The organism is Streptomyces odontomachicola, from assembly GCF_039605595.1.
Lineage (GTDB): Bacteria > Actinomycetota > Actinomycetes > Streptomycetales > Streptomycetaceae > Streptomyces.
Map to the genome: position 1 here is coordinate 327807 of NZ_JBCFOK010000005.1, position 22899 is coordinate 350705.

Below are 22899 nucleotides of genomic sequence, written 5' to 3' on the forward strand. Positions count from 1 at the left end.
CGTGCGGCGGTGCGTGCGCGGGGCGACCGGACCGTCGGCGGCGCCACCGCGCCAGGTAGCCTTGCCCGCGTGCCTGCTCTCTCCGATGTCATCGCCGCGCTCGACGCGCTCTGGCCGCGCGACCGCGCCGAGGGATGGGACGCCGTCGGTACCGTCTGCGGGGACGTGACGAACCCGGACGCGCAGGTCACGCGCGTCCTGTTCGCCGTCGACCCCGTGCAGCGGGTCGCCGACGAGGCCGTCTCGCTCGGTGCCGACCTGCTGGTGACGCACCACCCGCTCTACCTCCGCGGTACGACGACCGTCGCGGCCGACACCTTCAAGGGCCGCGTCGTGCACACCCTGATCAAGAACGACGTCGCGCTGCACGTCGCGCACACCAACGCCGACACCGCCGACCCCGGCGTCTCCGACGCCCTCGCGGGCGCGCTCGGGCTGCGCGTGAAGGGGCCGCTGGTCCCCGACGCCACCGACCCCGAGGGCCGCCGCGGCCTCGGCCGGATCTGCGAGCTCGACCACCCGCTGCCGCTGGGCGAGTTCGCCGCGCTGGCCGCCGCCAGGCTGCCGGTCACCGCGCAGGGCGTGCGGGCCGCCGGCGACCCGGAGGCCACGGTGCGCACCGTCGCGGTCTGCGGCGGCTCGGGCGACGGCCTCTTCGACCAGGTGCGCGCCGCGGGCGTGGACGCCTACGTCACCGCCGACCTGCGCCACCACCCCGCGTCCGAGGCCCGCGAGCACTCGCCGCTCGCGCTGGTCGACGCCGCGCACTTCGCCACCGAGTGGCCCTGGTGCGAGCAGGCGGCGGCGCAGCTCGACGCGATCTCCGACCGGAACGGCTGGGACCTGCGCACGCACGTCTCGCACACGGTCACCGACCCCTGGACGGCGCACGCCGCGTCCACGGTCTCCTCCGACACCGACGTCTCCGACACCATGACCACGGGAGCCCCCAACTGAACGCCGCGCCCGCCGATCAGATCCGCCTGCTCGACCTCCAGGCACTCGACACCCGCCTGACGCAGCTCGCGCACAAGCGCAGGACGCTGCCCGAGCACGAGGAGCTCCAGAGCCTGGAGGGCGACCTCGCCCAGCTGCGCGACCTCCTCGTGGCCGCGCAGACCGAGGAGAGCGACACCGCACGCGAGCAGACCAAGGCCGAACAGGACGTGGACCAGGTACGCCAGCGCGCGGCCCGGGACCAGAAGCGCCTGGACTCCGGCGTGGTCACCAACCCCAAGGACCTGGAGAACCTCCAGAGCGAGATCGCCTCCCTCGCCCGCCGCCAGGGCGCGCTGGAGGACGTCGTGCTGGAGGTGATGGAGCGTCACGAGTCGGCGGCCGAGCGGGCCTCCGAGCTCGCCCAGCGCGTGGAGTCCGTGCAGACCCGCGTCGATGAGACCAAGGCCCGCAGGGACGAGGCGCTGGGCACCATCGACGCCGAGGCCGCCGAGGTGAAGAAGGACCGCGAGGAGACCGCCGGCACGGTCCCCGCCGACCTGCTGAAGCTGTACGAGAAGATCCGCGAGCAGCAGGGCGGCGTCGGCGCCGCCAGGCTCTACCAGCGGCGCTGCGAGGGCTGCCGCCTGGAGCTCAACATCACCGAGATGAACGAGGTGCGCGAGGCGCCCTCGGACTCCGTCGTCCGCTGCGAGAACTGCCGCCGCATCCTGGTGCGCACCCCGGAGTCGGGCCTGTGACCGGCGCCCCGGCTCACCGCACGTTCCTCATCGAGGCGGACGGCGGTTCCCGAGGGAATCCGGGGCCCGCCGGGTATGGCGCCGTCGTACGGGACGCCGAGAGCGGCCAGACCCTGCGCGAGACGGCGGAGTACATCGGGAAGGCGACCAACAACGTCGCCGAGTACAAGGGCCTGGTGGCCGGGCTGCGCGCGGCGCGGGAGCTCGACCCCGAGGCGTCCGTGCTGGTGCGGATGGACTCCAAGCTGGTCATCGAGCAGATGTCGGGGCGCTGGAAGATCAAGCACCCGGACATGCGCCCGCTGGCCCTGGAGGCCCAGCAGATCTTCCCGGCGGGGGCCGTCTCGTACGAGTGGATCCCGCGCGAGAAGAACAAGCACGCCGACCGGCTCGCGAACGAGGCGATGGACGCGGGCGGCCGCGGCGAGCAGTGGTCCCCCTCCGAGTCGACGGCCGAGCTGTCGGCCGCGCCCTTCGAGCCGGCCGAGGAGCCGGACGACGAGGCGTACGAGGAGCCGTACGAGGAGTCGTACGAGGCGAAGGCCGAGCCCGCCGCGACGACCGGTGCAGGCACGACCGCCAAGCCCGCCCCCGTACGCAACGGCTGGGGTCCCGACCTCGGCACTCCCACCACCTTCGTGCTGCTGCGGCACGGCGAGACGGTGCTCACCCCGGAGAAGCGCTTCTCCGGAAGCGGTGGCACCGACCCCGAGCTCTCCGCTGTGGGCCGCCGCCAGGCCCGCGCGGTCGCCGAGGCGCTCGCCGCGCGCGGCACCATCCAGGGCGTGATCAGCTCCCCGCTGCGCCGCTGCCAGGAGACCGCGAACACCATCGCAGAGGCCACCGGGCTCCGGGTCCACATCGACGAGGGCCTGCGCGAGACCGACTTCGGCGCCTGGGAGGGGCTGACCTTCGGCGAGGTGCGGGAGCGCTATCCGGAGGACCTGGACGCCTGGCTGGCCGACCCTGATGCCGAACCGACCGGCGGCGGCGAGAGCTTCGCGGCCGTCGCGCAGCGCGTGCAGGTGGCCCGCGACAAGATCCTCGCCCAGCACCCGGGCAAGAAGCTGCTGCTGGTCACCCACGTCACCCCGGTGAAGACCCTGGTGCGGCTCGCGCTGGACGCGCCGCCCGAGGCGCTGTTCCGCATGGAGCTGTCCGCCGCCTCGCTCTCCGCCGTGGCCTACTACGCGGACGGCAACGCCTCGCTGCGCCTGCTGAACGACACCGGCCACCTGCGCTGACGGACGCCTCACCGCGTACGAGCCCGTGCCCCCGACTCGCCGGGGCGCGGGCTCGTTGCCGTATGCAGGGAAATCGGCGCGGTACAGGAGCCGTCCGAACCGTTGACCACCTACCGGCTGGTCGGTACGTTCACGGACCTCACCACCCCCCACGCGTCCCCGCCGTCGCACCCATCGGAGCGTGCAGACATGGCCACCGCACCCGACGCATCAGACGCACCAGACGCACACAGAGCACCGGAAGCAGCGGAAGCACCGGACGGGAACCGGCGCAGGGTGGCCACGGCCGCCGCCGTCGCCTCGGCCGTCGAGTGGTACGACTACTTCATCTTCGGGATCGCCGCCGCCCTGGTGCTGGGCGGCAGGTTCTTCCCCTCCTCCAGCCCGGTCGCCGAAGTGCTGTCCGCCTTCGCGACGTTCGCCGTCGGCTTCCTCGCGCGCCCGCTCGGCGGCGTGGTCGCCGGGCACCTCGGCGACAAGCGGGGCCGCAAGCCCATGCTGGTGCTCGCGCTGACCGTGATGGGCCTGTCCACCCTCGCCATCGGCCTGCTGCCCACGTACGACAGCATCGGGATCGCGGCGCCGCTGCTCCTCGTGCTGCTGCGGGTGCTCCAGGGCCTGGCCGTCGGCGCGCAGTGGGCCGGCGCGATGCTGATGGCGACCGAGTACGCGCCGCAGGGCAGGCGCGGGCTGTACGGCAGCCTGGTCCAACTCGGCGTGCCCATCGGCGTGTTGACCGCCAACGTCGCCTTCCTCGCGGCGGAGGGGTTCACCTCGGCCGACGCCTTCACCGCGTGGGGCTGGCGCATCCCCTTCGCGGCGGGCGTGCTGGTGCTGGTGCTCGCCTGGTACATCCACAGCCGGGTCGAGGAGACGCCGGAGTTCCGCGAGGCCGAACGGCGCCTCGTGGAGCGGGAGAAGAGCGAGAGCGCGCAGAGGTCCCCGCTGCGGCAGATCCTCCGCGGTCACCTGGGGACGGTGCTGCTCGCCGGCGGATCCTTCGCCGTGAACACCGCGACGTTCTACATCCTCATCACCGGCGTGCTCGACTACACCACCCGCGAACTCCACATGGAGCGCGGCGCGGTGCTCACGGTGTCGATGCTGGTGAGCCTCACCCAGTTCGGGCTGATCCCGGCCGCTGCCGCGCTCTCCGACAAGGTGGGCAGGCTGCCGGTGTACGCGGCGGGCGCGGCCGGACTGTTCCTGTGGGCGGTGCCGATGTTCCTGCTCATCGACACCACGTCGCTGTGGCTGCTGGGGATCGGCACCTTCGTGACGAGCTGTTTCCTCAGCATCATGTACGGGCCCCAAGCCGCCCTGTTCGCCGAGCTGTTCACGGCGGAGATGCGCTACACCGGCGCCTCGCTGGGCTACCAGATCGCCGCGGTGCTCGGCGGCGGCCTGGCCCCGTTCCTGATGGTCCTGCTCCTGGAGCTGACCGGCAGCTCGCTCGCGGTGTCCGGCTACATCATGGCCCTCGCCCTGCTGGCCCTGGCCTCGATCGCCGTGCTGGCGAGGAGGGCGCGGGCGCGGGAGGCCGAGGCGTCAGGGCAGGACAGGAGCTCAGCCGCGCAGGGCTGACGCTCCGGCGGCGAGGGAGGTGACGCGGTCCCAGTCCTTCGCCGCCAGGGCGTCGCCCGGCAGCATCCACGTACCGCCCACGCAGCCGACGTTGGGCAGTGCGAGGTAGTCCGCCGCCTTCGCCTCGTCGATGCCGCCGGTGGGGCAGAACCGCGCCTGCGGCAGCGGCGAGGCGAGCGACTTGAGGTACGCGGTGCCGCCGGCGGCCTCGGCAGGGAAGAACTTCATCTCGCTCACGCCGCGCTCCAGCAGCGCCACGACCTCGGACGTCGTCGAGACGCCCGGCAGGAACGGCAGCCCCGTGCCGCGCATCGCGTCCAGCAGCAGGTCCGTCCAGCCCGGGCTGACCAGGAAGCGGGCGCCCGCGTCCGCCGCGGTGCGGGCCTGCTCCGGCGTGATCACGGTCCCGGCGCCGACCACGGCGTCCGGCACCTCCTCGGCGATGGCCCGGATCGCGTCGGGCGCGGCGGCCGTACGGAAGGTGACCTCGATCGCGGGCAGCCCGCCGGCGACCAGCGCCCGCGCGAGCGGAACGGCGTCGGCCGCGTCCTGCACGACGACGACCGGGACGACGGGGGCGAGATCGAGCACCGAGGGGGCCGCAGAGGCGGCGGAGGGGGAGGCCGGGGAGGACGGGGTCATGTGCCCATCCTGCCCGCGGCCGTCACATCGCGCAACGCGCGTTGCAATACGTGCAACGGCACGGCGCGGCGCCTCACAGCTCCGTGACCACCACGTCGAGCTGCCACGGCTTGCCCGCCTTGGCCGGCGCGCTCTCCTCCACCGTGTGACCGAGCGCGCGCAGCTCGCCGGCCAGCTCGGCGGGGGAGGCGGGGTCCGCGCCGGCCTCCAGCAGTGCGCGCACGATCCGGCCCTTGGTGGCCTTGTTGAAGTGGCTGACGACGGAGCGCTTCTCCACGCCGTCCACAACCTTCGACTGCAACACCCGCACGGTGGCGGTCCGTTCGGCCACTTCGCCCTTCGGCTTCCACATCGCCGCGTACGCGGAGGAGCGCAGGTCCAGCACCAGGCCCTCACCTGCGTGCTCCGGCAGCACCTCTTCCAGCGGCTTGCGCCAGTACGCGCCCAGGCCGCCGAGCCCCGGCAGCTTCACGTTGCCCGAGCAGCGGTACGAGGGGATCCGGTCCTCCACGCCCACCGCGCCCCACAGCCCGGAGAACACCAGGAGCTGCCGCGCCGCGCGCTTCTTCGCGGCCGCGCCGAGGGTGGCCAGGCCGAGCGCGTCGTAGAGGACGCCGGTGTAGAGCTCGCCCGCGGGGAGCGCGGGCGCCTCGCGCAGCGCCGCGTTCTTCGCGACCTCGCCGCGCAGCCCCTCGCTCAGGCCGAGCACCTCGCGGGCCTTCTCCTCGTCGGCCGAGCAGAGCTCCACCAGCTCGTCCAGCACCGCCTCGCGGGCTCCGGTCAGCCCCGGCAGGGACAGCGCGCCCAGGTCGAGCGGGGGACCCTCGTCCCCGGCGGCCTTCCCCTCGGACGGCGGCAACAGCACGAGCACCTTGGGTCTCCTTCTTCGCTTGCGTACGGCGGCCCGCCCAGCAGCGTATGCCGTGCCCCGCACACACGAAGACCGGGCCGGACCGCACACACGCGGTCCGGCCCGGCCGGACGAACCCTCGGAGGGGAGAGGGTCAGTCGTCGTCGCCCTGGGACCACGAACCCATCAGCCAGCCGGCCTCACCGGAGACGCCGTGGTCGGCGTCCACGTCGAACTTCTTGTGGCCCGCGGCGATGCTGCCGTTGCCCGAGCCGTTGTCGTCGTGGTCGTGGGCCTGCGCGGCGGCGGCGCCGGAGAGGGCGAGGCCCGCGACGGCGGTGGAGACGGCGGCGGCGCGAATGAGCTTACGCATGGGGAAAGTCCTCCCAAATCGGTGGATGCTACACATCCACCGTGGTCAAGCGACACGCCGTGCGCCACGCAAAGGGGGCCAAACGGTGGGCAGTTGAGGGCCCGCCGGGAATCCGTACGGGGTCCGTGGGGGTCCGTCCGGGCGAGGGCCGGTGTCCGCCCGCCCCGCACAGACGAACCGGGCCGGTCCGCGCGGCGAACACGCGGACCGGCCCGGCCGGAAGACCCCAAGGGCGTCCGTCAGTCGTCGAGGAAGCCGGCGCCCGCGCCGTCGTCGCTGACGCTGCTGGCGTTCGCGCCGTAGGTGGCGCCCTGGCCGAAGGCGCCCTGGTACGCGTGGCCCATCGTGTTGAGGGAGTCGCCCTGCTTGTCGTTGTCGTAGGCGTAGCCGCCGTCGGCGGAGGCAGCGGCGGCGCCGGACATGCCGAGGCCCACGATGGCGGCGGTGACGAAAGCGGTACGCATGGTCTTACGCATGGGAAAGTCCTCCCAGCTCGGTGACATGTACGTCCGCTCCTTTCCACGCGGCACGCCGTTCGTCGCGCATATTGCCCCGCATGGTTCACTCGTTTCCCACGATCGGCCTCCGCCGGCCACTCAACGGACCGGGCCGCCGTGCGCCTCGGAGGGTCAGCCGGTACGTGGCACCTCAGGGGGTCAGCCGGTACGTGACGTACTCGACCCGCGTCCCCTCGCGCTCCATCTGCTGCGCCGCCACCGTCTCCCGCGCGAAGCCCTCCTCGCGGGCGAGGCGCTGGAGGAAGCCGAGGTCGCCCGTGGTGCCGAAGGAGACCAGCATCCGGCCGCGCGGGCTCAGGTGGGCGCGGGCCGAGCGGAAGAACGCGGTCAGCGCGCGGTAGTCCTCGTCGGTCGTGGCCGACTCCAGCATGTCCCTGGGCCGGAACCAGCGGAACGGCGGATCGAAGACGATCAGGTCGAATGCGCCGTCCACCGCCGAGAACACATCGCTGTGCCGCACCTCCACGCGGTCGGCCACCCCGTTCAGCTCGGCGTTCCCGCGTGCCGCCGCCAGCGCCCCGGGGTTGATGTCCACGGCCAGCACCTCGCGCGCGGTGCCCGCCGCGAGCACGGCGTTGACCCCGCTGCCCGTGCCCATGTCCAGGACACGGTCGTGCTCCTCGACCTCCGCCAGCACGGGTTCGCCGAGCACGTGCGCCATGCCGACGACGGGCTGCACGCCGGGCGGGACCACGATCGTTCTGCCCAGGTAGGCGAAGCGCTGCTCCTCCGCGCCCTCGCGCCGGGCCTCGGCGTACGCGCGCTCGTGCCAGCGGCGGATGCGCTCGGCCTCCTCGGCGGAGACGGTCGGGATGTGGGGTGCGTGGGGTGTGTGCGGGGCGGGTGCGCCCCGGCGGTCTCGCTCCTCCATGCCGCGCGAGCCTAGGACATGCGCCCGCGGCGGGCAGCGGCTTTGCGCCCTCCTGGCGGCCCCCTGACGGCCGTTCCCGTGGCGCCTCAGGGGTGCTTCAGGGGCGCCTCAGGGGTGCCTCACGGGCAGCGGATCACCTGGCCCGCGTACGAGAGTCCGCCGCCGAAGCCGAAGAGCAGGACCGGGGTGCCGCTCTCCACCTCGCCGCGCTCGACCATCTTGGACAGCGCGAGCGGGATGCTGGCCGCCGAGGTGTTGCCCGACTCGGTCACATCGCGCGCGACCACCGCGTTCACCGCGCCGAGCTTCTCCGCGACCGGCTCGATGATGCGGAGGTTGGCCTGGTGCAGCACCACGGCGCCCAGCTCCTCCGGGGCGACCCCCGCGCGTGCGCACACCTCGCGGCCGATCGCGGGGAGCTGGGTGGTGGCCCAGCGGTACACGGACTGGCCCTCCTGCGCGAACGTCTCGTGCGGCGCCTCGATCCGCACCGCGTCCGACATCTCCGGCACCGAACCCCACAGCACGGGCCCGACCCGCGGTTCCTCCGAGGCGGTCAGCACGGCGGCGCCCGCGCCGTCGCCGACCAGTACGCAGGTGGTGCGGTCCGTCCAGTCGGTGTAAGCGCTCAGCTTCTCCGCGCCGACGACCAGCGCGTTGCGCGCCGCGCCCGCCGCGATGGCCTGGTCGGCGACCGCGAGCGCGTGCGGGAATCCCGAGCACGCGGTGTTGATGTCCAGCGCCGCGGGTGCGGGGCAGCCGAGCGCGCGGGCGACCCGGGCCGCGACGTTGGGGGAGCGGTCGGCCGAGGTGCAGGTGGCCACGGCGAGGAAGTCCACGTCCTCCGCTGCGGTGCCGGCCTGGGCCAGCGCCTTCTCCGCCGCGCGGGTCGCCATGTCGGCGACGGTCTCGTCCTCGGCGGCGATGCGGCGGGTCTCGATGCCGACCCTGCTGCGGATCCACGCGTCGCTGGTGTCGACCATCCCGGCGAGGTCGTCGTTGCTGAGCACCCGCTCGGGCTGGTGGTGGCCGAGCGCGAGCACGCGGGAACCGGTCATGGAAACCTCCTGGTCGACGGGCGTCCCGCCATCGTGGACCCGCCCCGGCCCCGCACCGGGAGCGGCCGCGCCCAAGCATGGCCGCCCGGTCTTTGCAGCTTTCCGCCATTGCGTCGTGGGTGGGGGTGCTGTGGGTGCTGTGCATGCGTACGTGAGCGGTCCCGTGTACGCGCGTACGGGGCCCGGCACTGGTCGTGCCGGACCCCTGCGATGCGGCAGCGCTGCTCGGAGTCGCTGGCCAGAACTGCTGGTCAGAGCTGCTGGTCAGCGGCTCAGGGCTGCTGGCCGGCTGCTGCTCAGAGCTGCTGGCCGTTGTCGGTGCCGTTGTCGGTGTCGGTGTGCACCTCGCACTTGGAGAGCGACTCGCCCCGTGCGGACTTCTGCGCGTCCTGGAGGCGGAACTCCTTGGTGAAGTCGCCGACCTCCTCGCCCAGTTCCTCGTTGAGCTTGTCCACCTCGCGCAGCGACTCGGTCTGCTGCGGGCCGCGCGGCAGGTCGCGCTGGAGGGCGTCGCGCAGCTTGTCGGTGATGCCGGTGGTGGCCTTGGTGAGCTCGCCGATCATGCGGTCGCACTGCTCCTGCGAGATCTGCGGGTCCTTGGGGACGGCCGGGCGCTCGGCGGGCCTGTCGGCCTGCTTGCCGGCCTGCTTGTCGGACAGGGAGCCGCCCTGCTGGTCCGTCAGCTCGTCGGCCTGCTTCTCCGCTTCCTTCTGCTTCTTGTCGGCCTCGCACGCCGCCTTGATCGTGTCGACGAGCTTCAGCGGGCCGAGGATGCCGGGCATCTTCTGCTCCAGCGCGGTGAGCTGCTGGATGCCCTTGTTGCATTCGGCCTGGTCGTCGGCGCGCGCGTCGGCCTGCGTACCGGCCTGCGGGGCCGCGAGCGTGTCCGCCTGCGGGTCCGTCTGCGCGCCGGTTCTCTCCTTGCCGTCGGCGGTCTTGTAGTCGTCGGACGGGGTGTTCCACTTCATGACGAGCAGGGGGGACTCGGGGTTCGGCGCCGAGGGCGCGGAGGGCGCGGCGAACGCGGTGCCCGCACCGGCCACGGCGAACGCGGCTGCGGCCCCGGCGGCGACGAGGGTGAGGCGGGGGGAGAACATCCCGGATCTGTCCTTTCTGCGGAGGAAACTGCGCATGAGAGTTTCGTGATCAGAGTCGCCACGCCACGCCCGTCCGGCACCCTGTCCGCAGTCAGACGGGCGACGGCCACCCGTGGAGCACCGGGGGCATCGCCCCGCGAGGGGAAGACTTCTGATGGGCACTCATGCACAGCGCGGGGCCGCGGGTGGGGCTGCCGCCTCGTCAATGTGCCCTGGTCACGAGGGTGTTGACGGGCGTTGACCGCGCGGCCTGAGCGCCTCAGCCCCGGGTGCCCCCTTCGCCGGACGCCTCTCTCGCGCGCAGCCTCCGGTACCCCGCGATCGACAGCGCGAGAACGTACAGAAATGCGGCCCCGGCGATTCCGGAGAGAAGCCGCTGCCACCAGAGCGCGTCGATACCGGGCCGCACCGCGGCCACGGTCAGGCCGATCCCGAGAATTCCCACCAGCAGGACACGGCGCGCATCCCAGCTCACCCACGGATGCCGAGAGCTGCGCCCGGCCCCGACGGGAAAGAGGAACCCGGCCACCCGGGAGGTGGGGCGGACGAGTCGGCCTGTACGCCGGGTTCTGTCTCCCCGGGGCCTTGCGGCGCCGGGGGAGGCGGCCATCCATCTGGGACCGGTGTTGCCACCGGCCTCGTGCGGTCTACCCGCGGACTCGGGCGAGCAGCCCTCAGGCATCCGCGCAGAGCCGTCAGTTGACGGCCCCTCTTGACCTTGCTCCGGATGGGGTTTACCGAGCCGCCCAGGTCGCCCTGGGCGCTGGTGGTCTCTTACACCACCGTTTCACCCTTACCGGGAGCCCTCAGGCCCCGGCGGTCTGCTTTCTGTGGCACTGTCCCGCGGGTCACCCCGGGTGGGCGTTACCCACCATCCTGCTCTGTGGAGCCCGGACGTTCCTCGGCGAGCCCCGTGAGGGGCCCGACGCGACCGCCCGGCCGGCTCGTCCGCCGTGCCGCCCATCGTACTCGGCGGACGGGCTGGCCAGGCACGCACCCGGCCGGGCCCCGGCTGGGCCGGGCATGCAGACGGCTCGGGCACGCACCCGGTCGGGCCAGGCCCACGATCGGCTCAGCCCCCGGCAGGGGAACTCACCCCCGCCCCCGCCACACCGCATCCGGCGTCAGCTCGCCAGCCGTGCGGTGGCCCGTCAGGGCCAGGGTCAGGTCGAGGTCGGCGAGGAAGCTGCGCAGCACGTGGCGTACGCCGTCCTCGCCGCCGTGGCCGAGACCGTACGCGTACGAGCGGCCGAGCAGGACCGCCTGGGCGCCGAGCGCGAGGGCCTTGAGGGCGTCGGCGCCCGTACGCACACCCGAGTCGAAGAGCACGGCGAGCCGGTCGCCCACCGCCTCGGCGATGCCGGGCAGCGCGTCCAACGAGGCGATGGCGCCGTCGACTTGGCGGCCGCCGTGGTTGGAGACGACGATCCCGTCCATCCCGGCGTCGGCGGCGCGGCGGGCGTCGTCGGGGTGCTGGATGCCCTTCAGCACGATGGGCCCGTCCCAGTGCTCGCGCAGGAAGCCGAGCCGCGACCACGCCTTGTCCGTACCGGTGAACATCGGCACCCAGCGCATGACCGCCGCCTCCAGATCCTCCTCCGGGGGCTTGGCCAGCCCCGCGCGGAAGGCTGGGTCGGAGAAGGGGATGGCGGTGCCGACGCCGCGGAGGAACGGGAGGTACGCGCTGTCCAGGTCGCGCGGGCGCCAGGCGAGGGTCCAGGTGTCGAGGGTGACGACCAGCGTGGAGTACCCGGCGCGGCGGGCGCGCTCCAGGATGCTGGCGCACACCTCGTCCTCGTTCGGCCAGTAGAGCTGGAACCACCGGGGCGCCGAAGGACCGCCCGCCTCCGCGACCTCCTCCAGCGTGTACGAGGCCGCGGTGGACAGCACCATCGGGACCCCGAGCGCGGCGGCGGCCCGCGCGGTGGCCAGCTCGCCCTCCGGGTGCACGATCGACTGCACGCCGACCGGCGCGAGCATCACGGGCGCGGGCATCTCGGTGCCGAGTACGGAGGTGGCCAGGCTGCGGTCGGTCGCGTCCTGGAGCATGCGCGGGACGAGCCGGTACGCGTCGAAGGCGGCGCGGTTGGCCCGGTCCGTGGCCCCGGACCCCGCGGCGCCCTCCACGTACCCGAAGGCCCCGGGCTCCAGCCGCTCACGCGCCGAGTCGCCGAGCGCGGTGAGATCGGTCGTGAACGGGGGCACCGCACCACCGAGCCCGTTCAGATAGATCTCGGCCTGATAATCCCCGAATCGCCCCACGGGCCGTCCCCTTCCCACTGCATACCGACTGGTACGGATCCCCGAGTCTCTCCCGCCCCGGCGGCGTCTGACCAGCCCCGGGCTCAACCCCGCCCCACGTACGGCATGTTCGTCGCCATCACCGTGGTGAACTGGATGTTGGCCTCCAGGGGGAGTTCGGCCATGTGGAGGACCGTGCGGGCCGCGTCGTCCGCTCGCATCACCGGCTCGGACGCGACGCGGCCGTCGGGCTGGAGGATGCCGGTCTGCATGCGGCCGGTCATCTCCGTCGCCGCGTTGCCGATGTCGATCTGGCCGCAGGCGATGCCGTGTGCGCGGCCGTCCAGGGAGAGGGACTTGGTGAGGCCGGTCATGGCGTGCTTGGTCGCGGTGTAGGCGATGCTGTGCGGGCGCGGCGCGTGGGCCGAGACCGAGCCGTTGTTGATGATGCGGCCGCCCCGCGGATCCTGCTCCTTCATGAGCCGGTAGGCCGCCTGGGCGCACAGGAAGGCGCCGTGGAGGTTCACGTCGACGACCCCGCGCCAGTCCTCGTACGACAGCTCCTCCAGCGGCACCGCGGGGCCGAACGCGCCCGCGTTGTTGAAGAGGAGGTCTAGGCGGCCGTGCCGGTCCCGGATGGAGGAGAAGAGGGCTTCCACCGCCTCCGGGTCGGTCACATCCGTCGGCACCGGGTCCCCCGAGCCCGCCAGGCGCGCGGTCTCCTCCAGCGCGCCGGCGCGCCGGCCGGCGAGTACGACCGTCCACCCGGCGTCGGCCAGCGCCAGCGTCACGGCGCGCCCGATCCCCGAGCCCGCACCCGTCACCAGGGCGGTACGACCGCGTGTCCCCTCGTTCAACACAGTGCCGTCTTCTGTCGTCATGGCCGCAGCGTAGGCGATGCCTTCGTGCTGGCGGCCCGCCATGTGATGGTCACCGACCTGATGCGTACGTGCCAACGAGCCGACGCGCGCGGCCACTGCACTCGTGTGCATGACACAGCGACCCGACGCGGACGGCGAACTGCGCGAGGCGGCACGGAACTTGGGGCGGCGGCGATTTCTGACCGTCGCCGGAGCCGCCATGGCACTCGCCTTCGGCACGAACCTTCCCAATGCCGCCCAGGCTGTGCAAAAACTCAATCCTATGAGCATCGGTAAAGACCCGTTCAGACTGGGCGTCGCCTCAGGGGACCCGGAGCCCGACTCCGTCGTGCTGTGGACCCGCCTCGCGCCCGAACCGTACGAGCCCGACAGCGGGCTGCCGGCCGAAGCCGTCCCGGTCTCCTGGGAGGTGGCGAAGGACAAGGACTTCCAGCAGGTCGTCACGCACGGCGAGGAGACCGCGCATCCGGAGTGGCACCACTCCGTGCACGCCGTGCCGGACGGCCTGGAGCCGCAGACCACGTACTACTACCGCTTCAGGACCGGCGACTGGACCAGCCCGGTCGCGCGCACCCGCACCGCGCCCTCGGCCACGGCCGACCTGGCCAAGGCGCGCTTCGTGCTCTCCGCCTGCCAGGCGTACCACCAGGGCTACTACACCGCGTGGAAGCACGTGGCGGCCGAAGAGGACATCGACGCGGTGCTCTTCCTCGGCGACTACCTGTACGAGTACGCGGTGACCTCCGACGGGGGCGACCGCAACGACCCGGACCTCGACCTCCCGGCGCGCTTCAACAAGAAGACGATGACGCTGGAGGACTACCGGCTGCGCTACGGCCTCTTCCACCTGGACGAGGACCTCCAGGCGGCGCACCACGCGCACCCGTTCATCCTCACCTGGGACGACCACGAGATCGAGAACAACTACGCGGGGGACGTCGCGCAGGACGGCACCGACGGCGAGGAGTTCCTGCGCCGCAAGGCGGCCGCCTACCGCGCGTACTACGAGAACCTGCCGCTGCGCCCGCCGCAGCAGCCCAACGGCCCGCGCGCCACGCTCTACCGGCGCTTCCAGTGGGGCAGCCTGGCGCAGCTCGACGTGCTGGACGGCCGCCAGAACCGGGACGACCAGGTGCCCGGCGACGGCTGGCTGGTGCCGACCAAGGCGACGGCCGACCCCAAGCGCACGATGCTCGGCTTCGACCAGGAGCAGTGGTTCGCGGAGGGGCTGCAGCAGTCCACCGCGCTGTGGAACGTGGTGCCGCAGCAGACGATCCTGGCGCGGCGGCACATGCAGCTCAAGGCGCCGTTCAAGCTGTCCATGGACGCCTGGGACGGCTATCCGGCGGCCCGCGACCGCTTCATGAAGGCGGTGAAGGACGCGGGCGTCGCGAACCTGGTGGTGCTCACCGGGGACGTGCACGTCCAGTACGCGATCGACCTCAAGGAGGACTACGACGACCCGAAGTCGAAGACCACGGGCGTCGAGGTGGTCGTCACGTCGATCTCCAGCAACGGGAACGGCAAGCCGCACCCGGACGACTGGGAGGTCTTCATGAAGGCCAACCCGCATCTGAAGTTCTACAACGGTCAGCGCGGCTACATCGTGATGACCCTGGACCGGCAGCAGATGCGCGCCGACTACCGGACTGTGGCCAACGTCACCAGCCGCGGAGGCGGCGTGGAGACCACGGCCTCGTACGTCTCGAAGGCCGGTGACCCGGGCCTGAAACCCGCCTGAGCCAGCGGGAAGAGGCGGGAAGCGGGGAGACGGGGCGGCCGTACGGGGCAGTGGTTGCCCCGAGCAAACGGCTGGGCCGGGGGAACAAATCCTGGGAGAATGTCTGTGCCATTAACAATCTCCTGGAGAGGTGCATGACCGACCCCGGCCCAACCGTTCCGGCCGCCCCGTCCCCGAAGAAGTCCTCGGAGAGGCCCCCGGAGAATCCGCACTCCGACTCCACGGCCGACTCCGCCGCGAACCCCACCGCGAAGCCCCCGCTGACGAGCCGTCAGCGCGCGGGCCTCCTGCTGACCCTCATCCTGGGCAGCCTCACTGCGCTGCCCGCGCTGTCGATGGACATGTACCTCCCGGCACTGCCGGAGGTCAGCGCGCAGCTCCACATCCCCGCGGCCAGCGCCCAACTCACGCTCACCGCCTGCCTGCTGGGCCTCGCGGTCGGGCAGCTCGTGGTCGGCCCGATGAGCGACCAGTTCGGCCGCCGCAGGCCGCTGCTCATCGGCATGACCGGCTACTTCCTGGCCAGCGCCGTCTGCGCCTTCGCGCCCACCGTCGAGGCGCTGGTCGCCTGCCGCCTGGTGCAGGGGCTGTGCGGCGCCGCGGGCATCGTGATCGCCCGCGCCGTGGTGCGCGATCTGTACGACGGCATGGCGATGGCCCGCTTCTTCTCCACCCTGATGCTGATCTCAGGCGTGGCGCCCGTGCTCGCCCCGGTGCTCGGCGGCCAGGTGCTGCGCTTCACCGACTGGCGCGGCGTCTTCCTGATCCTCACCGGTGTCGGCGTGCTGCTGGTGCTGGTCGTGCTCCGGAAGCTCCCGGAGACGCTGGAGCCCGCGCGACGGCACAGGGGAGGAGTGCCGGACGCGCTGCGCACCATGCGGGGGCTGTTCGCCGACCGCGGGTTCACCGGCTATCTGATCGCCGGCGGCTTCGCCTTCGCGGCGCTGTTCGCGTACGTCTCGGCCTCGCCGTTCGTGATGCAGAAGATCTACGGCGCCTCGCCGCAGACCTTCAGCCTGCTCTTTATGGTCAACTCCATCGGCCTGGTGGCCGCGGGCCAGATCAACGGCAAGATCCTGGTCGGCAGGGTGCCGCTGGACCGGGTGCTGGGCTTCGGGCTCGGCCTGTCCGGGCTCGCGGCCGCCGCGCTGCTCGTGATGACCAGCGGGGTGTTCGGGCACGTCGGGCTCGCGCCCGTGGCGACCGCGCTCTGCGTGCTGATGACCGGCATGGGCTTCACCCTCCCCAACGCCAACTCGCAGGGCCTGATGCGCGCCTCGCACGCGGCGGGCTCGGCCTCCGCGCTGCTGGGCACCTCGCAGTTCCTGATCGGCGCCATCGCCTCGCCGCTGGTCGGCGTCGCGGGCGAGCACACCGCCGTCCCCATGGCGCTGGTGCAGCTCGGCGCGCTGCTCATCGCCGCGAGCGCCTTCGTGGGACTGTGCCGTCCGTGGCGTACACAGCGCACGCGCGGCTGAGGCCCGCGGGCTCACCCCGGCGCGCGGGGCTGCGCGCCGGGGAGCTCGCCGCGCTGGTCGAGGAGATCGACGCACTGCCCGGTCGGGGCTGGTGCGGCGGCGCCGTGGTGGTCGCCGGGCGCGGCCCGTACGTCGCCGTCGAGCACGCCGCGGGGTGGGCCCGGCGGTATGCCGCGTACGACGCCGAACTCCCGGAGCGCGAGCGGCTCCCGATGCGCACCGGCACCCGCTTCGACCTGGCCTCGCTGACCAAGCTGTGCACCGCGATCGCCGCCGTGCAGCAGGTCGAGCGCGGCGTGCTGGACCTGGAGCGGACCGCCGCCTCGTACGTGCCGGAGTTCGGCGACGCCGGGAAGTCGCGCATCACCGTGCGGCAGCTACTCACCCACACCTCGGGCCTGCGGCCCGAACTGCCCTTCTACGAGCGGCCCCTGGACCCGCTCTCGCTGCTGTGGGAGGAGAAGCCCGCCGCGCGCCGCGGCACCCACGTCTACTCCGACCTCAACATGATCGCGCTCCAGCAGGTACTGGAACGGGTCACAGGACGCGGCCTGGACACCCTCGTGCGCGAGGGCATCACCCGCCCGCTCGGCATGACCCGCACCTCGTACGGGCCCGTGCCGCCGGAGACCGCCGCCGCCACCGAGGACCAGCGGCTCCCGTGGGCGAAGGCGGACCGGGGCATGCTGCGCGGCGAGGTGCACGACGAGAACGCGGCCGCGCTCGGCGGAGTCGCGGGCCACGCCGGGCTGTTCGGCACCGCGCGGGACCTCGCGGTGCTGTGCCGCACGCTGCTCGCCGGCGGCGCCTACGGGCCCGCGCGCATCCTCACGGCCGCCTCCGTCGCGCGCCTGCTGGCCCCGCCGGGTCTCGGCTTCGCCGTCGACAAGCCGTGGTTCATGGGCGAGTTGGCCGGGCCGCTGGGCGGGGGCAGGGCGGCGGGGCACACCGGATTCACCGGTACGAGTCTGGTGCTGGACCCCGTGACGGACACCTTCCTGGTGCTGCTGGCCACCACCGTCCACCCCGTACGGCCCGAGCGCCCCGACAGCGGCCCCCGCGCGCGAGCGGCGACGCTGCTGGCACGGGCGGCGCGCTGAGGCGTTCTCAGCCCTCGCGGGTCCCGCCTTCCGGGGTCTCGTGCTCCGGCGGCGGCCACGCGTCGCCCCAGTCCGCGTCGCGCGCCGCCTTGTAGAGGGCCGTGCCGTGCCGCTTGGTCACCGTCCTGCGGCGCGGCGCGCCCTCCGCGTCGCACAGGTCCAGCAGGGCCTGCCCCTTGGGGAGCTGGGGCCTGCGGATGATGCGCGCGGGGGCCGGGGTGCCGGGCTCGCCGGGGCCTTCGGGGAGGTCCCGTACGGCGGCGACGTAGCTGTACTTCTCGTCCTCGTACGGCAGCGAGCCGCCCTTGATCCTGCGGTGCAGCGAGGAGCGGTTCACGCGCTCGGCGAAGTGGCACCAGTCCTCGCCCGGCACCAGCGGGCAGCGGCCGCTGTGCGGGCAGGGCGCCAGCACACGGAAGCCCTCCGCGACCAGCCGCTCGCGACCCTCGATGATCCGCGCATAGCCGTCGGGGGTGCCCGGCTCGATCAGCACGACGGCGCGCCCCGCGCGGGCCGCGGCGTCCACGACCGACGCGCGCTCGCCGCCGCCGAGTTCGCCGAGCACGTACGAGACCGTGACCAGGTCGGCCTCCGGCAGCTCCAGGCCCTCGGCCAGCCGCTCCTGCCGCCACTCGGCGCCGCGCAGGCTCTCCGAGCCCGCGCCGCCGGCGAGTTCGCGGCCCAGCGTGAGCGCGGGTCCCGCCCAGTCGAGGACCGTGGTGTGCCGCGGCTTCTCCCACGTACCGGCCGCCGCCCACACCGCCGCGCCCGTGCCGCCGCCCACGTCCACATGCCGCTCGGGCGACCAGCCGCCGGTGCGCTCGGCGAGCGCGTGCAGCGCGGCCGCGGCGGCGGCGAAGGTGGCGGGCATGCGGTACGCGGCGTAGGCGGCCACGTCCGCGCGGTCCCGCAGCACCGGGGTGTCCGTGTAGGTCCGGCCCCGGTAGTGCCCCATCAAACGCTCGACGGCGGCCGACGCCTCCTTGGCGCCAAGACCGTCCAGCAGCCCCGCGAGCGCGGCCCGCAACTCGTCCTCGATCACCGGGACATTTTACGGGCGCGCGCCCGGCCCCCGGGACGGCGGGAGACGGGTCGTCTCGTCTCCGGCGCTTGTTAGGTTGCCCCCATGGCCGCACCCCGCAGGACCCGCACACCGGACGCCGCCCGCCGCAGCGAGAGCTCACGGCGGGCCATCCTCGACGCGAGCATGGAGCTGGTCGGCGAGGTCGGCTACGCGAGACTCACCATCGAGGCCATCGCGGCGCGCGCCGGAGTCGGCAAGCAGACCATCTACCGCTGGTGGGACTCGAAGGGAGAGGTGCTGCTCGACGCCTTCCTCTCCGTACCCCAGGACGAGGAGTACGCGGAGGGCCTGCCCGACACCGGCGATGTGGCCGCCGACCTCAAGCACGTGCTGCGGGCCAGCGTGGACGAGTTCGCCGACGCGGCGTTCGAGGCGCCGTACCGCGCGCTGGCCGTGGCCGGGGCCTCCGACCCGGCGCTGGCCGAGCAGTTCACCGAGCGCCTGATGGAGCCGGGCCGGCGGATGTACCGGGAGCGGCTGGCGAAGGCGCAGGACGCCGGGCAGCTCGCGCGGGACACCGACCTGGACCTGGCCGTGGAGATGCTGCTCGGGCCCTTCCACCAGCGGTGGCTGGCACGCACGGCGCCGCTCACCCACGCCTTCGCGGACGCGCTGGTGGACCACGTGCTGCGCGGGATCGGGCCGAGGTGAGCCGAGACGTGGGCCGAGGTCCGCGTGCCGCTCGCGTGGTGACGGGTGCTCAACCGTGACGCGGGTTCAGCCGGGCTCAGCCGTGGCGCGGGCTCAGCGGGTCAGCCGTCCCGGCGCGTCGGTGATGATGCCGGTGACGCCGAGGCGCAGCATCCGGTCACGCGCCGCGCGCGTGTCCACCGTGTGCGACCACACGTGCGGGATGCCGGAGCGCACGGCCTTGCGCACATCCCTCGCCCGCGCCCGGTAGTCGACGCTCAGCATGTCCACGCGGCCCACCCAGCGCTCCGGGTGCGAGCGGCGGATTTTGGAGGGCCCGCGCCACACCGAGCTGAGCAGCCCCATCCGGTGCGCACGCGCGGCGACCCTGACCGACCGCGACTGCACGTAGACCGAGTCCGTGAGCCGGTGCCCGTGCAGCGCGGCCGACAGCCGGGGCAGCCCGCGCGGGTCCTTGATCTCCAGCACCATGGCGGTGCGCCCGCCGAACCGGCGCAGAATCTGGCCGAGCGTAGGCGGGTGCTCGGGCCGCCAGTGGCCCGGCAGCTTCCGGGACGGCGTGAGCAGCACCGTGCGCCACTGCTCGAGGGTGAGCCTGTCCACCGGGCCGTGCGCGTTCGTCGTGCGGTCCAGCGTCGGGTCGTGCATCACGACCAGCGTGCCGTCGCGGAGCACGCGCAGGTCGGCGTCGAGGAGCTGCGCGGTGCCGCGCCGGTACGCCGCGGTCCACCCGCTCATGCTGTTCTCCGGCACCTCCAGGGAGCCGCCGCGGTGCGCGGTGTAGGTGACGCGGCCGCGCGACGCGTAGGGGTACGCGGCCGAGGGGCTGGGCACGTGCTGCTGCGGTCCGGCCAGCAGCATGAGGCTGAGCATCAGCGGCATGGGCAGCGCGGCGGCGAGCGTACTGCGGTGGCCCGTGACCCGGAGTGCCCGGGTGAGCGCGATCGGCATGGGGTCAAGCTAGGGCGGAATGGGGCGACTTGCCCAGTAAGCGGGGCAGTTGCGCGGTGTCTCTCGGCCGTCTTTCGGTCAGGGGGTGTGCGATGTGCGCACCGCGCTCCCCGGGGAGCGGCGTACCCTCGTAAGCCACGGTTCACGGTGGTCGCGAGTGAGGCGGTTGATGGTACGCGAGAGCAGGTTCTCCCAGTGGATGCGCCGACGCCATCGGACCGGTGCGAGAGGCCGTCCACGGGGCAGCGCGGAGGAGACCGCGCGGGCCCGTGAGGGGCTCCTGCTCGACGCAGCGGCGGCGGGGTTCCCGCTCGCCCCCGCGGCGCACCCGTCCGGATTCGGCTGCTCGTGCGTGCGCATCGGCTGTCCCACCCCCGGCAGGCACCCCGTCTCCTTCGGCTGGCAGACCCAGGCCACGACGGAGCCCACCCAGATCCTGCGCTGGGCCCGCACCCAGCCGCAGGCCAACTTCATCACCGCCACGGGGCACAACCACGATGTTCTGGACGTCCCCCAGGAGGCCGGCGAGGCCGCGCTGGACAGGCTGGAGTCCGAGGGCGTGAAGCTGGGGCCCGTGGCGGTGACCGGGGACGGCCGGATGCTGTTCTTCACCGCGACCCGCGCGCCGGTGGAGGAGGACGAGTGGTGGCCCTGCGAGCTGGACTGCCACCCCGAGACGATGGACGAGCACCCCGGACTGCGCTGGCACTGCCGGGGGAGCTATGTGCTGGTCCCGCCCGCCCGGCTGACCGCGGACGGCGAGGACGACGGGGTGCGCTGGGTGCGGGCGCCGCAGCCGGCCGAGGGCGGTCAGCCCACGCCGGAGCTGCCCGAGCCGCTGTCGCTGCTGGAGGCGCTGACCGACGCCTGCGCCGAGCACGACTACGCGGGCGGCGAGGAGACCGCGCCCTGGCCGGTGCGCTGAGCGCCGGTGCGCTGAGCGGGCGCCGCGCGGGACGCCGTACGAGACGTCGTACGAGGTCGGGCGCGGCCCCTGCCGACGGGGTCTACTGGCCCTTCGCTCCCGTGATGCCGGAGAGCCTGTTGAGGAAGCGGATGTCGCCGCCGGACTGCTGCGAGGGCACGTTCACCGCCTGCTGGGCGACCTGGGTGTAGATCACCGACTGCTTGGGCTCGCCGCGCAGCATCGTGCGGACCAGCTTGTTCGACACCTGCGGGCTGTGGCCGCGCGCGGCCGTCTGCTTCTCGTAGTGGTGCGAGGCGAAGAAGACCAGCGCGCCGCCGTCCTCCGTGCGCAGCGCGAGCGGGGTGTACTCCGGCGGCTTCGCCGCCACGTCGGAGAAGTCGGCGCGCATCGCCTCGTGCGAGAAGCGGGCCTGCCGCTCCTCGCGGCCCTTGCGCAGCCCGCTGGTCTGCGGCCCCGGCGCGAAGTCGCCGCCGCCTTCCTGGAGGAAGCGGGTGTAGGTCTCGCTGATCTTGCCGGGCGGTACGGAGAGGCCGCCGGAGGTGCCGGCCGGCACGGCCTTCACGTACCCCTGCGCGTCCTTGGCGAACTCGGGGATGGCCGCGTTCCGCAGCACCGACAGGTAGGCCACCTTCCAGGGGGCGCCTGCCGCGTCGCGCTGGAACGCGAGGAACCAGCGGCCGCCCTGCGTCCTGTTGCTGCGCACGTCCGCGACGAAGAACTTCGGCCAGCCCGCCTGCTTCGGGATCAGGAAGCGCGGGTCGTCGAGCTCGAGCGGGCTGAAGTTCGGCGCGCCCTGCGGGCGCAGCTTCTTCTGCGCCCGCAGGCCCGCGTTGTCTATGGCGCCGTGCGCGCCGGTCTCGACGGTGGCGTTCAGCTCGGCGTCGTACGCCTCATTGGCCTTGTTGCTGGTGGCCGTGAACTTCTTCAGCGCCTTCGCCGCCTCGCCCTTCGAGGTCGCCGGCACCATCGCCGTCTCGCCGTGCACCGTCACGCAGCCCGACATGGCCGGCGTCAGCACCGCCGCTGCCGCCAGCGCCGTCAGCAGTCGTGTGCGCCGAGTCCGCCGCGCCCGTCGCGCCATGATCACCCTCCCCGCTGCCGTCGCGGCCTCGCACCTTACCGGGTGCGAAGAACACGGCCAGTGTCGGCAGCAGGTACAGCAGCCATACGACGACCTGCACCACGGTGGGGTCGGGCTGGAAGTTGACGGTGCCCTTCAGCAGCGTCCCGTACCAGCTGTCCGGCGGTACGGCCGCGCTGATGTCGAAGGCCTTGTTCTCCAGACCCGGCAGGAAGCGCGCCTCCTGGAGGTCGTGGAAGCCGTAGGCGAGCACGCCCGCGGCGACGACGATCAGCGCGCCGCCGGTCCAGGTGAAGAACCGCGCCAGGTTGATGCGCAGCGCCCCGCGGTAGAAGAGCCAGCCGAGCAGGACGGCGGTCAGCAGCCCGAGCACGGCGCCGACCAGCGGCCGCACGCCGTCGCCCGTGGCCTCGACCGCGGTCCAGATGAACAGCGCCGTCTCCAGGCCCTCGCGGCCCACCGCCAGGAACGCGGTGAGGACCAGCGCGCCGGTGCCGAGCGCGATCGCCTGGTCGAGCTTGCCGTGCAGCTCGGACTTGAGGTTGCGGGCCGTACGCCGCATCCAGAAGACCATCCAGGTCACCAGGCCCACCGCGACGATGGACAGCGAGCCGCCGAGCAGCTCCTGCGCCTCGAAGGTGAGTTGCTCGGAGCCGAAGTGCAGGAAGGCGCCGAAGGCGAGGCTCAGGCCGACGGCGGTGGCGACGCCCAGCCACACCGGGCGCAGCGCCGCGCGGCGCTCCGTCTTCACCAGGTAGGCGATGAGGATGCAGACGACGAGCGCCGCTTCGAGGCCCTCGCGGAGCCCGATCAGATAGTTGCCGAACAC

23 protein-coding genes and 1 other RNA gene are annotated in these 22899 nt (G+C 73.1%); 9 read left to right on the plus strand and 15 right to left on the minus strand.

Translation table 11 applies throughout. From position 1 onward, the window contains the following. The first annotated feature begins 69 nt into the window (after positions 1-69). The 4 genes from ABEE00_RS11530 (at position 70) to ABEE00_RS11545 (ending at position 4525) form a co-directional block, all read left to right on the plus strand. A complete protein-coding gene (locus ABEE00_RS11530) occupies positions 70-957 on the plus strand; it encodes a Nif3-like dinuclear metal center hexameric protein (RefSeq protein ID WP_345745252.1) in 888 nt (295 codons plus the stop codon). Further along, on the plus strand, positions 954-1697 hold the full coding sequence (locus tag ABEE00_RS11535; RefSeq protein WP_345745436.1) for a zinc ribbon domain-containing protein: 744 nt from the start codon (positions 954-956) through the stop codon (positions 1695-1697). The genes ABEE00_RS11530 and ABEE00_RS11535 overlap by 4 nt, the downstream gene beginning before the upstream one ends. Then, entirely contained in the window at positions 1694-2941 is a 1248-nt protein-coding gene (locus tag ABEE00_RS11540) for a bifunctional RNase H/acid phosphatase (protein WP_345745253.1), read from the plus strand. Before ABEE00_RS11535 ends, ABEE00_RS11540 begins: the two co-directional genes overlap by 4 nt. Before the next feature lie 189 nt (positions 2942-3130). Then, positions 3131-4525 carry an MFS transporter gene (locus tag ABEE00_RS11545; RefSeq protein ID WP_345745254.1) on the plus strand — a complete coding sequence of 465 codons (1395 nt, stop codon included), beginning with the start codon at positions 3131-3133 and terminating at the stop codon, positions 4523-4525. Here the strand turns inward: ABEE00_RS11545 and eda are convergent. The 11 genes from eda to ABEE00_RS11600 form a co-directional block, all read right to left on the minus strand. Further along, positions 4508-5167, minus strand: a complete 660-nt coding sequence (gene eda, locus ABEE00_RS11550) for a bifunctional 4-hydroxy-2-oxoglutarate aldolase/2-dehydro-3-deoxy-phosphogluconate aldolase (protein ID WP_345745255.1) — start codon at positions 5165-5167, stop codon at positions 4508-4510. The two genes, ABEE00_RS11545 and eda, sit on opposite strands and share 18 nt — an antisense overlap. A gap of 73 nt (positions 5168-5240) precedes the next feature. Continuing rightward, positions 5241-6038, minus strand: coding sequence for a peroxide stress protein YaaA (yaaA, locus tag ABEE00_RS11555; RefSeq protein ID WP_345745256.1), 798 nt, complete (start codon positions 6036-6038; stop codon positions 5241-5243). 133 nt (positions 6039-6171) lie between these two features. Further along, entirely contained in the window at positions 6172-6390 is a 219-nt protein-coding gene (locus ABEE00_RS11560; RefSeq protein ID WP_345745257.1) for a hypothetical protein, read from the minus strand. 239 nt (positions 6391-6629) lie between these two features. Continuing rightward, on the minus strand, positions 6630-6866 hold the full coding sequence (locus tag ABEE00_RS11565; protein ID WP_345745258.1) for a hypothetical protein: 237 nt from the start codon (positions 6864-6866) through the stop codon (positions 6630-6632). 172 nt (positions 6867-7038) lie between these two features. Next, entirely contained in the window at positions 7039-7779 is a 741-nt protein-coding gene (locus ABEE00_RS11570) for a methyltransferase (protein WP_345745259.1), read from the minus strand. Positions 7780-7898: 119 nt separating this feature from the next. Further along, on the minus strand, positions 7899-8837 hold the full coding sequence (locus ABEE00_RS11575; RefSeq protein ID WP_345745260.1) for a beta-ketoacyl-ACP synthase III: 939 nt from the start codon (positions 8835-8837) through the stop codon (positions 7899-7901). A gap of 296 nt (positions 8838-9133) precedes the next feature. Then, positions 9134-9934, minus strand: a complete 801-nt coding sequence (locus ABEE00_RS11580; protein ID WP_345745261.1) for a hypothetical protein — start codon at positions 9932-9934, stop codon at positions 9134-9136. A 259-nt stretch (positions 9935-10193) separates the two neighbouring features. Then, on the minus strand, positions 10194-10409 hold the full coding sequence (locus ABEE00_RS11585; protein ID WP_345745262.1) for a hypothetical protein: 216 nt from the start codon (positions 10407-10409) through the stop codon (positions 10194-10196). Positions 10410-10476: 67 nt separating this feature from the next. After that, an RNA gene (gene rnpB, locus ABEE00_RS11590) (RNase P RNA component class A) lies at positions 10477-10881 on the minus strand. Between the two features lie 145 nt (positions 10882-11026). Beyond that, entirely contained in the window at positions 11027-12196 is a 1170-nt protein-coding gene (locus ABEE00_RS11595) for an alpha-hydroxy-acid oxidizing protein (RefSeq protein ID WP_345745263.1), read from the minus strand. 83 nt (positions 12197-12279) lie between these two features. Beyond that, a complete protein-coding gene (locus ABEE00_RS11600; protein ID WP_345745264.1) occupies positions 12280-13056 on the minus strand; it encodes an SDR family oxidoreductase in 777 nt (258 codons plus the stop codon). Between the two features lie 109 nt (positions 13057-13165). Between ABEE00_RS11600 and ABEE00_RS11605 the strand changes: the two genes are divergently transcribed. From ABEE00_RS11605 to ABEE00_RS11615, 3 genes are all read left to right on the plus strand, one after another. Continuing rightward, positions 13166-14797: an alkaline phosphatase D family protein gene (locus ABEE00_RS11605; RefSeq protein ID WP_345745265.1), complete on the plus strand. Its 1632-nt coding sequence runs from the start codon at positions 13166-13168 to the stop codon at positions 14795-14797. A gap of 134 nt (positions 14798-14931) precedes the next feature. Continuing rightward, positions 14932-16275, plus strand: coding sequence for a multidrug effflux MFS transporter (locus ABEE00_RS11610; protein WP_345745266.1), 1344 nt, complete (start codon positions 14932-14934; stop codon positions 16273-16275). Next, complete coding sequence (locus ABEE00_RS11615; RefSeq protein WP_345745267.1) at positions 16248-17375, plus strand: serine hydrolase domain-containing protein; 1128 nt, start codon at positions 16248-16250, stop codon at positions 17373-17375. The genes ABEE00_RS11610 and ABEE00_RS11615 overlap by 28 nt, the downstream gene beginning before the upstream one ends. A gap of 7 nt (positions 17376-17382) precedes the next feature. Here ABEE00_RS11615 and ABEE00_RS11620 read toward each other — a convergent pair whose 3' ends face one another. Next, positions 17383-18417: a small ribosomal subunit Rsm22 family protein gene (locus tag ABEE00_RS11620; RefSeq protein ID WP_345745268.1), complete on the minus strand. Its 1035-nt coding sequence runs from the start codon at positions 18415-18417 to the stop codon at positions 17383-17385. 84 nt (positions 18418-18501) lie between these two features. Between ABEE00_RS11620 and ABEE00_RS11625 the strand changes: the two genes are divergently transcribed. Beyond that, positions 18502-19110, plus strand: a complete 609-nt coding sequence (locus ABEE00_RS11625; protein WP_345745269.1) for a TetR/AcrR family transcriptional regulator — start codon at positions 18502-18504, stop codon at positions 19108-19110. Between the two features lie 93 nt (positions 19111-19203). Here ABEE00_RS11625 and ABEE00_RS11630 read toward each other — a convergent pair whose 3' ends face one another. Beyond that, positions 19204-20061 carry a glycerophosphodiester phosphodiesterase gene (locus tag ABEE00_RS11630; RefSeq protein ID WP_345745270.1) on the minus strand — a complete coding sequence of 286 codons (858 nt, stop codon included), beginning with the start codon at positions 20059-20061 and terminating at the stop codon, positions 19204-19206. 169 nt (positions 20062-20230) lie between these two features. Between ABEE00_RS11630 and ABEE00_RS11635 the strand changes: the two genes are divergently transcribed. Further along, complete coding sequence (locus tag ABEE00_RS11635; RefSeq protein ID WP_345745437.1) at positions 20231-20986, plus strand: bifunctional DNA primase/polymerase; 756 nt, start codon at positions 20231-20233, stop codon at positions 20984-20986. An 82-nt stretch (positions 20987-21068) separates the two neighbouring features. On the opposite strand, the gene ABEE00_RS11640 is transcribed toward ABEE00_RS11635, so the two are convergent. Beyond that, the gene (locus tag ABEE00_RS11640) at positions 21069-21992 is read right to left on the minus strand and encodes an SCO2278 family lipoprotein (protein WP_474775249.1); all 924 of its coding nucleotides are present in this window, start codon (positions 21990-21992) and stop codon (positions 21069-21071) included. Next, positions 21880-22899 (minus strand): iron uptake transporter permease EfeU, encoded by a 1020-nt coding sequence (gene efeU / locus ABEE00_RS11645; RefSeq protein ID WP_345745272.1) that lies wholly within the window; start codon positions 22897-22899, stop codon positions 21880-21882. The genes ABEE00_RS11640 and efeU overlap by 113 nt, the downstream gene beginning before the upstream one ends.

Coding starts and splice junctions, on each gene's coding strand:
- ABEE00_RS11605 (WP_345745265.1), top strand. CDS start 13,166: ATGACACAGCGACCCGACGCGGACGGCGAACTGCGCGAGGCGGCACGG.
- ABEE00_RS11575 (WP_345745260.1), bottom strand. CDS start 8,837: ATGACCGGTTCCCGCGTGCTCGCGCTCGGCCACCACCAGCCCGAGCGG.
- eda (WP_345745255.1), bottom strand. CDS start 5,167: ATGACCCCGTCCTCCCCGGCCTCCCCCTCCGCCGCCTCTGCGGCCCCC.
- ABEE00_RS11610 (WP_345745266.1), top strand. CDS start 14,932: ATGACCGACCCCGGCCCAACCGTTCCGGCCGCCCCGTCCCCGAAGAAG.
- ABEE00_RS11625 (WP_345745269.1), top strand. CDS start 18,502: ATGGCCGCACCCCGCAGGACCCGCACACCGGACGCCGCCCGCCGCAGC.
- ABEE00_RS11560 (WP_345745257.1), bottom strand. CDS start 6,390: ATGCGTAAGCTCATTCGCGCCGCCGCCGTCTCCACCGCCGTCGCGGGC.
- ABEE00_RS11580 (WP_345745261.1), bottom strand. CDS start 9,934: ATGTTCTCCCCCCGCCTCACCCTCGTCGCCGCCGGGGCCGCAGCCGCG.
- ABEE00_RS11630 (WP_345745270.1), bottom strand. CDS start 20,061: ATGCCGATCGCGCTCACCCGGGCACTCCGGGTCACGGGCCACCGCAGT.
- ABEE00_RS11570 (WP_345745259.1), bottom strand. CDS start 7,779: ATGGAGGAGCGAGACCGCCGGGGCGCACCCGCCCCGCACACACCCCAC.
- ABEE00_RS11600 (WP_345745264.1), bottom strand. CDS start 13,056: ATGACGACAGAAGACGGCACTGTGTTGAACGAGGGGACACGCGGTCGT.
- ABEE00_RS11565 (WP_345745258.1), bottom strand. CDS start 6,866: ATGCGTAAGACCATGCGTACCGCTTTCGTCACCGCCGCCATCGTGGGC.
- ABEE00_RS11635 (WP_345745437.1), top strand. CDS start 20,231: ATGGTACGCGAGAGCAGGTTCTCCCAGTGGATGCGCCGACGCCATCGG.
- ABEE00_RS11545 (WP_345745254.1), top strand. CDS start 3,131: ATGGCCACCGCACCCGACGCATCAGACGCACCAGACGCACACAGAGCA.
- ABEE00_RS11640 (WP_474775249.1), bottom strand. CDS start 21,992: ATGTCGGGCTGCGTGACGGTGCACGGCGAGACGGCGATGGTGCCGGCG.